Genomic DNA, 10,754 nt, shown 5'->3' with positions numbered 1-10,754 from the left:
GCGCGACTGGATCAACCGGCACAGCGTCTACACGCACGGCAACGGGTTCATCGCCTCGCCGGCGAACACGGTGCGCGGCGTCGCCAACGACCCCAACCAGAACGGCGGCTATCCCGAGTTCCTGGTGAACGTCGTCGGCGCCAACGGCAACGTGGTGTCCGACGGCCCCGCGCCGCTGGACCAGCCGCGCATCTACTACGGGCCCGTCATCGCCAACACCTCAGCCGACTACGCGATCGTCGGTCGCAACGGCGCCGACCGCGAATACGACTACGAGACCAGCGCCGAGACCAAGAACTACACCTACACCGGGCTCGGGGGAGTTCCAGTCGGGGACTGGCTGTCGCGCAGCGTGTTCGCCGCGAAGTTCGCGGAGCGAAACTTCTTGTTCTCCAACGTGATCGGTTCCAACAGCAGGATCCTGTTCAACCGCGACCCGGCCCGCCGGGTGGAGGCGGTGGCGCCGTGGCTGACCACCGACAGCTCGGTCTACCCGGCGATCGTCAACAAGCGGCTGGTGTGGATCATCGACGGCTACACCACGTTGGACAACTATCCGTACTCCGAGCTCACCTCCCTGGAGTCGGCGACCGCCGACTCGAACGAGGTGGCGTTCAACAAGCTGGCCCCCGACAAGCAGGTCTCCTACATCCGCAACTCGGTGAAGGCCACGGTGGACGCCTACGACGGCACCGTGACGCTGTACCAGCAGGACGAGCAGGACCCGGTGCTCAAGGCGTGGATGCAGGTGTTCCCCGGCACGGTCAAGCCGAAGAGCGACATCACCCCCGAGCTGGCCGAGCACCTGCGCTATCCCGAGGACCTGTTCAAGGTGCAGCGGATGCTGCTGGCCAAGTATCACGTCAACGACCCGGTGACGTTCTTCTCGACCTCGGACTTCTGGGACGTGCCGCTGGACCCGAACCCGACCGCCAGCAGCTATCAGCCGCCGTATTACATCGTGGCGAAAAACATTGCCAAGAACGACAATTCGTCGTCGTATCAACTGACCAGCGCGATGAACAGGTTCAAGCGCGACTACCTGGCCGCCTACATCAGCGCCAGCTCCGACCCCGCGACCTACGGCAGGATCACCGTGCTGACCATCCCGGGTCAGGTCAACGGGCCCAAGCTGGCCAACAACGCCATCACCACCGACCCGGCGGTGTCGCAGGACCTCGGCGTGATCGGGCGCGACAACCAGAACCGGATCCGCTGGGGCAACCTGCTCACGCTGCCGGTGGGTCAGGGCGGCCTGCTGTACGTCGAGCCCGTCTACGCCTCCCCGGGGGCCAGCGACGCCGCGTCGTCGTACCCGCGGCTGATCCGGGTGGCGATGATGTACAACGACAAGATCGGGTACGGCCCGACGGTGCGCGACGCGCTGACGGGGCTGTTCGGTCCCGGCGCGGGCGCGGCCGCGACGGGTATCCAGCCCACCGACGCCGGCAACCCCCAGGCGCCCCCGCCGGTGACTCCGCCCGTGCCTGCCAGTCCTCCCGGATCGCCGCCGCCGACGGCGCTTCCGCCGGTGCCGGACGGGTCGGTGACGCTGTCCCCGGCCAAAGCCGCCGCGCTGCAAGAGATTCAGAGCGCGCTCGGCGCGGCCAAGGACGCCCAGAAGAAGGGCGATTTCGCCGGCTACGGCGCCGCGCTGCAGCGGTTGGACGACGCGATCACCAAGTACAACAACACCAAATAGCCCTCAGGCCCCGTCCATTCCAGCCGACCGTTTCGGCCGACCGCGAGCGTGCGTGTCTGTACACCGACACGCCGAAAAGGGTGGCATTCTGCGCACCCTCGCCGATGTGGCGCACACGAAATAGCCATCACGCGAAGGCCGTTCGGAACCTGTCCCGATAGGCCTTGGGGCTGATGCCCAGGTGGTTGACGAACACCCGCCGCAAGGTCTCGATGCTGCCGAAGCCGGCCATGCCCGCGGTCTCGCTGACGGACCGGCCGGATTCCAGTGCGCCACGGGCGAAGTCGATTCGAACGAGCTCGACGTAGCGGGCCGGGGTCATGCCCAGCTCGGATTGGAAGAGCCGGGTCAGCTGGCGGGTGCTCAGTGACGCTCGGGCCGCAAGGGATTTCACGCTGTGGTTCGCGGCCGGGTCGGCCGCGACCGCGTCGATGACCGCGCGCAGCGGCGACTGCGGCGGCGGATCGGCCTCCACCAACACCGAGAACTGTGATTGGCCCCCAGCGCGTTTGAGGTAGACCACCAGCCACCGGGCCACGTTGCGGACCAGTTCGGTCCCGTAATCCATTTCGACCAGCGCCAGCGCCAGGTCGATGCCGGACGAGATCCCGGCCGAGGTGAACACGTCGCCGTCGCGGACGAAGATCGCGTCGGGATCGACGGTGACATCGCGAAAGGCCCGGGCCAACAGCCGGGTCTCGTTCCAGTGCGTGGTGGCGCGCCGGCCGCTGAGCAGGCCGGCCTGGGCGAGGATGAACGACCCCGTGCAAATGGATGCCATCCGCCGGGCTCGCGTCGCTATCGACCTGACGGCCTCGACGAGCGCGGGATCCACCGGCCGCCGGGGCAGGTGATCGCTGCCGGCGACCAGCACGGTATCCGCGGATTCGATCGAGGAAATCCGGTCGGTGACACCCAGTCGGCTGCCGATCGACGTGGTGACGTCCCGGCCGTCCACCGACGCGATCTTGAGCCGGTAGTCGGCTCCGAACCGGTTGGCTTCGACGAACACCTCGCCGGTCCCCGCCACGTCCAGCATCGTCACGTCGTCGAAGACGACGATCACCACCACCCGCGAATGCGCTCCGGTCTCGGCCACGTAAGACATTGTGTCGCTTTCTGTGGACAGGACGGCCCGAACGCCCACGGTCGTCTCGGCCGTGCGGCCGCAGACTGACGGCATGAATACTCAGTCAATGGAAAGCATCGCCGGCATCCGCATCCCCGACTCGGCGCTGGTGCGCGAGGCCACCGATTTCATTCGAGACGCCGAGGACGACCTGCTGTTCCACCACTCGCGGCGGGTGTTCCTGTTCGGCGCGCTGCAGGGCCTGCGCCGGGGGCTGCAGCCCGACCTGGAGCTGCTCTACGTCGCCGCCATGTTCCACGACCTCGGGCTCACCGAGCGCTACGGCACCTCCTCGCTGCGCTTCGAGGTCGACGGTGCGAACGCGGCCCGGGACTTCCTGACGGCGCATGGTGTGGACGAGGCCGACGCCGCCAAGGTGTGGCTCGGGATCGCGTTGCACACCACACCCGGCGTGCCCGAGTTCCTGGATCCCGAGGTCGCTTTGCTCCAGGCCGGTGTCGAGGTCGACGTGGTCGGCATCGGTCGCGACGACCTGGCCCCCGACGCCCTCGCCGCGGTGACCGCCGCCCACCCGCGCCCGCAGTTCAAGCAGCGCATCTTGGCCGCGTTCAACGACGGGATGAAGCACCGCCCGCTCACCACCGCCGGCACCATGAACGCCGACGTGCTGGCGCACTTCGATGCCACCTTCGAGCGGGTCGACTTCGTCGACAAGATCCTCAACAACAGCTGGCCGGAATGAAGGGAGCGGACAGATGGACATTCACGAGGCGCTCTACACCACCAGAATGATGCGCCGGCTGCGGCCGGACCCGATCCCGCGCGACGTGCAGGCCCGCATCCTCGATGCGGCGGTCCGGGCGCCCAACGGGGGCAACACCCAGCGCTGGCACTTCGTCGCCGTCGACGGTCCACAACTCATCCACGAGTTCGGCGAACTGTTCCGGCAGGCCCGCGCGCTGGAATACGAGAAGTTCAGCGTGGGTCAGGGACCGATGGTCGTGCCGGGGCCCGGCGTGGACCTCACCGCTCACGCCGAGACGATGCGCCGCATCAAGGGGTCCGGGAACTACCTGGCCGACCACTTCGACGAAGTTCCCCTGTTGCTCTTCGTGTTCGCGATCGACGATCTCGGCGGCGCCAACATCTACCCCGCGATCTGGAGCGCTCTGCTCGCGGCCCGGGCCGAGGGCGTCGGCGGCGTCATGACGATGGTGCTCAACAATTTCCGGGACAAGGTCAACGAGATGCTGGGCGTGCCCGTCGAGGAGGGCTGGGAGATGTCGGCCATGCTGACCCTCGGCTACCCACTGGGCAAGTGGGGCGTGGCAGCCAATCGCCGCCCGGTGCACGAGGTTTCGTCCCGCAACGGCTGGGGCAAGCCGTTCGGTGTCGAGGTTCCGCAGCCGCTGTGGCCGCCGAGCGAAGCGGCGGGCCTGGCCGCGGCGGGTTGACGGGACCGGGAGGATGAGTCACATGACCGAGCAGGACGACATCGGCGTCACCGTGGTACGGCCGGGCGAGGGCGAGTACGTCGCCCTTCCCGGGTTCGGGGCGGTGTTCAAGCTGACGAGCAAGACCACCGGGGGCGAGGTGTCGATCGTCGAGCACCCGTTCGAGGTCGGCCTGCTCACGGCGGCGCACCGGCACACCCGCGAGGACGAGCACTCGATCGTGCTGGCCGGCGAGATCGGCTTCCGCTCCGACGACAGCGAGGTGGTGCTGGGGCCCGGCGGCTACATCACCAAGCCCCGCGGTCAGATGCACGCGATGTGGAACGCCGGCAGCGAGCCGGGCCGCATCATCGAGGTCATCACCCCGGGCGGGTTCGAGAACTATTTCCGCGAGCTCGGCGAGCTGCTCGTCGAGCACGCCGACGACCCGGTCGGCAAGGTCCTGCACGAGTTGCCCGAGTTCGGCGAACTCGCCGACAAGTACGGGCTGACGTACGGGTCGCCCGACTGGATGGACGACATCGCCCGGCGCTACGGGCTGAAGGCGCCGTCGCACTGACCCGTTGCCGCCGAGATTGCCGTCATGGCTGTGGTCGGCGCCCTGTCCACGACCACGGCGGCAATCTCGGCGCGGCAACCCCGTGACCGCGCGATTTGGTCGCCGTGATGCGGGTTCGGTAACCTGGCATTCACCAACGCGGGGTGGAGCAGCTCGGTAGCTCGCTGGGCTCATAACCCAGAGGTCGCAGGTTCGAATCCTGTCCCCGCTACCAAGTGAAACGGCCCCCGGAGGAGACTCCGGGGGCCGTTTTGGTGCCGAACTAACCTCAGGCGGGGTCCAGGCGGATCGGCAGCCGGGTGGGTCCGCGTAGCGAGCTGTGACGCGACCACTGTGTCGGACCCGCCGGGGTGATTCGGGCGACGCGGCTGACGAGTTGGCGCAGTACCGCCTGGGCTTCCATGCGGGCCAGCGGTGCGCCCAGGCACATGTGTGCGCCGTAGCCGAAGGCGACGTGCGTTCGCGGGTCCCGGTCGGCGCGATACTCGTCGGGATCGTCGAACGCGCTGGGGTCACGGTTGGCCGCGCCGAAGGACAGCAGCACGCGTGATCCGGTGGGGATGGTGACGTCGCAGATCCGGTAGTCCGCGCGGGTGTAGCGGTACAGGTTCTGTATCGGCGTCGTGAAGCGAAGCTGTTCCTCCACGGCCAGGGGGATGAGGTCGGGGTTGGCGCGAATCAGGTCGTATTGGTCGGGCCGTCGGGCCAGCGTGTCGAACATTCCGCCGAGCAGGTTGGTCGTGGTCTCGTTGCCGGCGATCAGCAGGTGGATGGCGATGAGCAGGAGCTGACGGTCGGTGAGGCTGCCATCGGTGTTGTGCTCGATGAGCCGCCCGAGCACGGTGGTCGATCCCTTGAGTCCACCCGCAGCGAATTGCGCTGTGAAATAACGCCACAACGCCACCATCCCCGTTGCCGACTTGGCCGCGTCGACGACACCCGCGAAAGTGGGCCTCAGCTCCATGACTCCCACCGCGCGTTCGGACCAGCGGCGGAAGTCGCCGGCGTCTGAGTCGGGCACTCCGAGGATCTGGGCGATCAGGCGTATAGGCATCGGTATGGCCAAGCGCTGCACGACATCACAGCCGGGGTCGTCCATCACTTCGGTGACGAGGTCGATGGCCAGTTTTTCGGTCATCTCCTGCCAGGACCTCATCGCTCCCTTGCTGAATCCCGGCTGGACTTGTTTGCGCAGCCGGGTGTGTTCCTCACCGTCGGTGAGCACCGCCAGCGGAGCGGACATGCGCACGCGCGTGACCCCCTGGGTGCTGGTGACCCGGTCGGTGTCGCGCAGCGCGGCCCGCACGTCGTCGAGGCGGCTGACGATGAAGGTGGCGCGCCGGGGGTTGTAGTGCACGCGGCCGCTTCGGTGCAGGGCGCGGTACGCGTCGTACGGGTCCGCGGCGGTGGCGGGGTCTTGCGGGTCGTAGTCGGTGTTGACCGCGCCGGTCCACCCGGCGCGGCCGCGGCCGCGGGTGCGGACGGCGGCAGCGACATTCATCCGCACGGCATGGCCAAGCAGTCGGGCGCCTTCTGCTGCTCCTTGAATGGTCTGCTTCGCGGCCATGCTGGCCTATCCGATCGCGCCGCTATCGCGACCGCTGAACCGCCGCGATCGAACCTGGGTCGCGACGATGCAGGTTGTGAGGTAGGCGAGGTAGCACACCCCCAGGGTGTACGCGTGTAGTCGAGTGCGGGGAATGGCCGCCAGGATTCCGAGCGTCGTTTCGATGCCACCGTTGATGTAGGTGAAGGCACGCGCGTGCCGGGGAAATGCGAGGCGGTTGAACGGCTCGAACACGCTCGGGGCCAGGAAGTGTGCCAACCCGGCGCAGATCCCGGCGGCCGCGTGCACGGGTCGGTTCTGTCGACGCCGAATCTTGATGACGGTCAACGGTTTCCGCTCCTCTTCGGGCCGAAGAGGGTTGCGAGGGCTTGACGGGCTGTGGCGAGTTTGGCTCTCGGTGTCAAGGCTGCCAGAACGCCACCGTCGCAGACGATGTCGATGCCGGTGAGATAGCTGGCTCTGTCGCTTGCGCAGAACGCCAGCAGTTCGGCAACCTCCCTTGGCTCGCCGATGCGCCGCAGCGCGGACCGCTCGGCGAGCGCTCCCGAGCCGGTTCGTTCCTCGAGCCTGCCCATGGCGGTGTCGATGGTGCCCGGCGACACCGAGACGATTCGTCCACCGCGACGGCCGAACCTGGCGGCCTGCGAGGAGCAGTACCACGTAACGAAATTCTTGCTGATCGAATAGGCGAACCCCGGCCGCATGGCGGCCGGGGCGATATTGCAGGCGGAGGTCATCTTCTTCATGAAGGCATCGGGGTCGCGTAGCGCGTGCTTGAAATGACGGCGGGGGACCATGACCCGGGGAAACATGTGCGCCGCGACCGACGCGACGTTGACGATCGCGAATCCGTCCTCGACGGTCGGGTAGAACGCCTCGTTCACGTTGAGCGTGCCCAGGGCGTTGATGCGCACGATGAATTCCGCCGAACCCATGCTGGGGCTCACGCCCGCGGCGTGAACGACCGATCTGACGACGCCGAATCCCATTGCCTGGCTGACCAACTCGGCGACGGACTGGTCATCGGTGATGTCGACGACGGAGGTCTTGCACTCGACGCCACTGGCTTCCAGTTCCTTCGCCGCCGCGTCGAGACCGTCGCGACTAACATCGCAGAGCACGATCGAGTGGTCTCGTCCCAGGAGTTTCGCGGCTGCGAGCCCCATGCCTCCCGCGCCCCCGGTGACGACGCACACGTCACGCATCGGCACCTCCACCGGGCAGTCGAAGCGATCGAATTTCGAGAATATTATTCTCGTAAATAGTGTCACACGGTGCCGCCGGTGTAAAGGGCGGCGGGCTTAGGGTCGTGTGGTGAGCCAACCTCGCCGAGGCCGACCGCGAAGCGCCGCCGCGCACGAGGCGATCCTGGCGGCGACGCGCTCGCTGCTCGTTGACGTCGGCTACGCCGGGATATCGATGGACAAGGTGGCCGCAGCGGCGGGGGTCGGCATGCAGACGGTGTATCGGCGCTGGCCGTCGAAAGCGCCCTTGGTGGCCGAAGCCGTCATGCAGCAGTACCCCCCGGCTGACTTCGCGCTACCCGACACCGGCGATTGCGTCGATGATCTACGAACGTGGATGCGCGAATACGCCGCACGCACAGCCGCGTCGGAAAATGCCGCGCTCATCCGAGCACTCGCCGCGGCGGCTGCCGAAAATCTCGACGACCGAGACAGCCTCTACCGGCAACTCACCGGTCGCATCCACCACGCGGTGCAGGACCGGTTGCGAAAAGGGATCTCTCAGGGTCAGATTCAGGCCGGCGCCGACGTTGAGGCTGTCGCCGACGCGCTGATCGGAGCAATCCTTTATCGAATACTCAGCGCGACAACACCCGTGAGCGAAACGCTCGACCGGTACGACGGGCTTATCGACACGCTGACGCGAGGACTCGGTCCTCATTGACCGCGGTTCGCGACGATCTGCGAATTCGATCGCCCACCGGCTATGAGACGAACGCCGGCATCGATTCCCAGCCGCGGACGGCCGAGGCGGACGATAGGCGCGCGTTGTCGGTGTCGATGTTCCATTCGGGGAAGCGCTTGAGGATTTCCTCGAGCGCCACCCGCCCCTCCAGCCTGGCCAGCGCGGCTCCAAGGCAGAAGTGGGCTCCCACGCTGAATGCCAGATGCTGACGCGGCTGGCGATGGATGTCGAAGAGGTCGCCGTCGGGCGGGAATTGGCGATGGTCACGGCAGGCCGAGGCGATCAGCGGCATCATGACGCTGCCCTCGGGCACCGTGTGGCCGTACCAGTCGGTGTCGCGAGTGACGTAGCGGGCCAGGTGCGGTACGGGAGGTTCGTAGCGCAGCAGCTCCTCTATCGCCTGCGGAATCAAGTGAGGATCAGCCGCGATTTCGCGCCGCTGGCCGGGATGGTCGGCAAGAACTTTTCCCGCCCAGCCGAGCAGCCGGGTCGTCGTCTCGTTGCCCGCGGCAGCGATGAGCCCGATATAGAGCAGGATTTCCTCGCGGGTCAGCCGTCGGCGAACCCCAGTCTCGTCATCGAATTCGACGTTGAGGAGCTCTGTCATGATGTCGTCGGAGGGGTGTTCGACGCGCCAGTCGAGATAGGCGGCGAATAGCTCGTCGTAAGCCTCGTCGGGGTTGATGCCCTTGGCCAGGGTCATGGGCTGGCCGGCCTCGGTGAGCAACGACGCATTCGAGCGATCCCGGACGCGCTCCTGGTCCTGCTCGGGGATGCCGACCAGCATCCCGATGACCCTCATCGGCATCTGGGCGCCGAGATCGGCGATGAAGTCGAATCGTCCAGTGCCGACGAGGGGATCCAGGCACTGTGCGCAAAACGCTCGAATTTTGCCCTCGAGTTCTGCGACCTTGCGAGGGGTGAAGATCCGCGCGAGCAGCTTTCGGTGAACGTCGTGAACCGGTGGGTCTTCGAAAACGATGATGCCAGGCGATATCTCGATGTTGGCCTTGATCACTTCGAGGATCATTCCGCGCGCTGAACTGAAGGTGCCGGTGTCCACAAGCGCACGACTCACATCGTCGAAACGACTGAGCGCGTAGAAGTCGTACTGCTCGTTGTAGTACAGCGGCGCCTCCTCGCGGAGCCGCCGGAACACGGGATAGGGATCGGCGAGAAGCCCCATATCGTACGGGTCGTAGCGAATGTCGCTGGCCTGGCTTGTGGTCATGGCCGTCCTCCCGCTGCAGGGGAAACTCCGCGCTTCCTCCCGGTATCACAACAGACGCGACGCCAGATGACAAGACGGAATTCGTCAAGATGTTACGTCTAAGCGCCTTTCGGCAGGGGAGGGTGCCGCCGTACGCCGCTAAGTCTGTTTGACAGCGCCCTAATCCATTCGACACGCCTGGTCGCACTTGACGTGCGGCCGGATCTCGCCATACGTTCAGTCGTAGATTGTCACGCCACATAGGGCTGGAGCGGCAGATGGGGATTTTCTGTGCGTAGTCATGGGTGGTCGGGTCAAACGCCCTCCTCCGACGAGGAGGCGGTCAACAGGATCCTCGACGCGGTTGACTCCGTGGTGGCGGAAGGCGGATCGGCCGCCGTTCGCATCAGCGATCTCGCCCGGATTCTGGGAGTGAGTCGGCAGACCGTCTACCGCTATTTTCCCAGCGCCGAAGCGCTACTCATCGGCAGCCAAATGCGGGCTGCCAACGGCTTTCTCGATCGTCTGGCCAACCACCTGCGTGGCTGGACGAATCCGGCCGCGGCCCTCGTCGAAGGGGTGGCATTCACCGCCGAGGAGTTCGCCGGCGACCCGCTGATGGCGCGCGTCATGGTGACCCGGCTACCCGGTGGCGCGTCGGCCCCGTCTACCGTCGGCGCCGCAATTAGCCTCGGACGAGAGATGTTTCGACGATATGACGTCGACTGGGAAGCTCACGGCTTTGATCACGCTGCGATCGACGATCTCATCGAAGTCGCTGTGCGCACATTGCAATCGGTTCTGCTCGACCCTCCCGAGCGACAATCTGACCCGGTGGCACTCCGCAGACTGTTGGGCAGATGGCTGGGACCTGCTGTGCTGTACCAACAGCTGACCCGTGACGTCGACGCACTGACCGCTCTGGCGTCGGCCGGCCGACGAATGGCTCCCAGCAAGCCGGCCTGACCGCAGTCGCACGCGCCGTCGAGTTGCCCCTCGATCGCAGACCGATCTGACCCGACGGTGGTCCGTGGTTTCACGTCCGGCCAGGCCCGCAGGCGAAGCCGATCTGCCTGGCCCGCCTAGCGCGCCAGCACCGCCTCGATGGCGCTGATGACCTCGGGGGCGTCGGGCGCGGTGCGGGGCCGGAACCGCTGCACCACCTGACCGTCGGGTGCGATCAGGAACTTCTCGAAATTCCACTGGATGTCGCCGGCCTCGCCGGCGGAATCGGCGGCCTTGG

11 protein-coding genes, 1 tRNA gene and 1 pseudogene are annotated in these 10,754 nt (G+C 66.6%); 7 read left to right on the top strand and 6 right to left on the bottom strand.

Translation table 11 applies throughout. The features are described 5' to 3' along the window. Positions 1 to 1,702: UPF0182 family protein (locus tag A5701_RS08810; protein WP_197504947.1), on the top strand; the 1,702-nt coding region annotated here is incomplete at its 5' end. Between the two features lie 127 nt (positions 1,703 to 1,829). Here A5701_RS08810 and A5701_RS08805 read toward each other — a convergent pair. Further along, positions 1,830 to 2,810, bottom strand: coding sequence for a GlxA family transcriptional regulator (locus A5701_RS08805; protein ID WP_197499208.1), 981 nt, complete (start codon positions 2,808 to 2,810; stop codon positions 1,830 to 1,832). 73 nt (positions 2,811 to 2,883) lie between these two features. Here A5701_RS08805 and A5701_RS08800 point away from each other — a divergent pair, with 73 nt between their 5' ends. From A5701_RS08800 to A5701_RS08785, 4 genes are all read left to right on the top strand, one after another. After that, entirely contained in the window at positions 2,884 to 3,534 is a 651-nt protein-coding gene (locus A5701_RS08800; RefSeq protein WP_067751312.1) for an HD domain-containing protein, read from the top strand. Between the two features lie 13 nt (positions 3,535 to 3,547). Then, the gene (locus tag A5701_RS08795) at positions 3,548 to 4,246 is read left to right on the top strand and encodes a nitroreductase family protein (RefSeq protein ID WP_067751310.1); all 699 of its coding nucleotides are present in this window, start codon (positions 3,548 to 3,550) and stop codon (positions 4,244 to 4,246) included. Positions 4,247 to 4,268: 22 nt separating this feature from the next. Next, a complete protein-coding gene (locus A5701_RS08790; protein ID WP_067751308.1) occupies positions 4,269 to 4,805 on the top strand; it encodes a cupin domain-containing protein in 537 nt (178 codons plus the stop codon). Positions 4,806 to 4,942: 137 nt separating this feature from the next. Continuing rightward, positions 4,943 to 5,019: transfer RNA gene (locus tag A5701_RS08785), tRNA-Met, on the top strand. 54 nt (positions 5,020 to 5,073) lie between these two features. On the opposite strand, the gene A5701_RS08780 is transcribed toward A5701_RS08785, so the two are convergent. The 3 genes from A5701_RS08780 to A5701_RS08770 form a co-directional block, all read right to left on the bottom strand. Continuing rightward, positions 5,074 to 6,306: a cytochrome P450 gene (locus A5701_RS08780; RefSeq protein ID WP_197504946.1), complete on the bottom strand. Its 1,233-nt coding sequence runs from the start codon at positions 6,304 to 6,306 to the stop codon at positions 5,074 to 5,076. Positions 6,307 to 6,378: 72 nt separating this feature from the next. Continuing rightward, positions 6,379 to 6,699, bottom strand: coding sequence for a hypothetical protein (locus A5701_RS08775; protein WP_231972793.1), 321 nt, complete (start codon positions 6,697 to 6,699; stop codon positions 6,379 to 6,381). Then, positions 6,696 to 7,577 (bottom strand): SDR family oxidoreductase, encoded by an 882-nt coding sequence (locus A5701_RS08770; RefSeq protein WP_067751315.1) that lies wholly within the window; start codon positions 7,575 to 7,577, stop codon positions 6,696 to 6,698. Before A5701_RS08770 ends, A5701_RS08775 begins: the two co-directional genes overlap by 4 nt. A 106-nt stretch (positions 7,578 to 7,683) precedes the next feature. On the opposite strand from A5701_RS08770, the gene A5701_RS08765 reads away from it, so the two are divergent. Then, positions 7,684 to 8,280 carry a TetR/AcrR family transcriptional regulator gene (locus A5701_RS08765; RefSeq protein ID WP_255396789.1) on the top strand — a complete coding sequence of 199 codons (597 nt, stop codon included), beginning with the start codon at positions 7,684 to 7,686 and terminating at the stop codon, positions 8,278 to 8,280. A 40-nt stretch (positions 8,281 to 8,320) separates the two neighbouring features. Here the strand turns inward: A5701_RS08765 and A5701_RS08760 are convergent, their stop codons facing one another. Next, the gene (locus tag A5701_RS08760) at positions 8,321 to 9,532 is read right to left on the bottom strand and encodes a cytochrome P450 (protein ID WP_067751294.1); all 1,212 of its coding nucleotides are present in this window, start codon (positions 9,530 to 9,532) and stop codon (positions 8,321 to 8,323) included. A gap of 270 nt (positions 9,533 to 9,802) precedes the next feature. Here A5701_RS08760 and A5701_RS08755 point away from each other — a divergent pair, with 270 nt between their 5' ends. After that, positions 9,803 to 10,477 carry a TetR/AcrR family transcriptional regulator gene (locus tag A5701_RS08755; protein ID WP_067751291.1) on the top strand — a complete coding sequence of 225 codons (675 nt, stop codon included), beginning with the start codon at positions 9,803 to 9,805 and terminating at the stop codon, positions 10,475 to 10,477. A 116-nt stretch (positions 10,478 to 10,593) separates the two neighbouring features. Here A5701_RS08755 and A5701_RS08750 read toward each other — a convergent pair. Then, positions 10,594 to 10,754: pseudogene (locus A5701_RS08750) on the bottom strand (glutathione peroxidase); the annotation flags it as partial.

It is taken from the genome of Mycobacterium sp. E3305 (genome assembly GCF_001666785.1).
In the GTDB taxonomy this organism is placed as follows: domain Bacteria; phylum Actinomycetota; class Actinomycetes; order Mycobacteriales; family Mycobacteriaceae; genus Mycobacterium.
This window is presented reverse-complemented; position numbering and strand designations above follow the sequence as displayed.

What these genes read in the sequence shown, in the direction of transcription:
- A5701_RS08790 (WP_067751308.1), top strand. Translation starts at nt 4,269, where the DNA reads ATGACCGAGCAGGACGACATCGGCGTCACCGTGGTACGGCCGGGCGAG.
- A5701_RS08805 (WP_197499208.1), bottom strand. Translation starts at nt 2,810, where the DNA reads ATGTCTTACGTGGCCGAGACCGGAGCGCATTCGCGGGTGGTGGTGATC.
- A5701_RS08795 (WP_067751310.1), top strand. Translation starts at nt 3,548, where the DNA reads ATGGACATTCACGAGGCGCTCTACACCACCAGAATGATGCGCCGGCTG.
- A5701_RS08780 (WP_197504946.1), bottom strand. Translation starts at nt 6,306, where the DNA reads ATGAATGTCGCTGCCGCCGTCCGCACCCGCGGCCGCGGCCGCGCCGGG.
- A5701_RS08760 (WP_067751294.1), bottom strand. Translation starts at nt 9,532, where the DNA reads ATGACCACAAGCCAGGCCAGCGACATTCGCTACGACCCGTACGATATG.
- A5701_RS08800 (WP_067751312.1), top strand. Translation starts at nt 2,884, where the DNA reads ATGAATACTCAGTCAATGGAAAGCATCGCCGGCATCCGCATCCCCGAC.
- A5701_RS08770 (WP_067751315.1), bottom strand. Translation starts at nt 7,577, where the DNA reads ATGCGTGACGTGTGCGTCGTCACCGGGGGCGCGGGAGGCATGGGGCTC.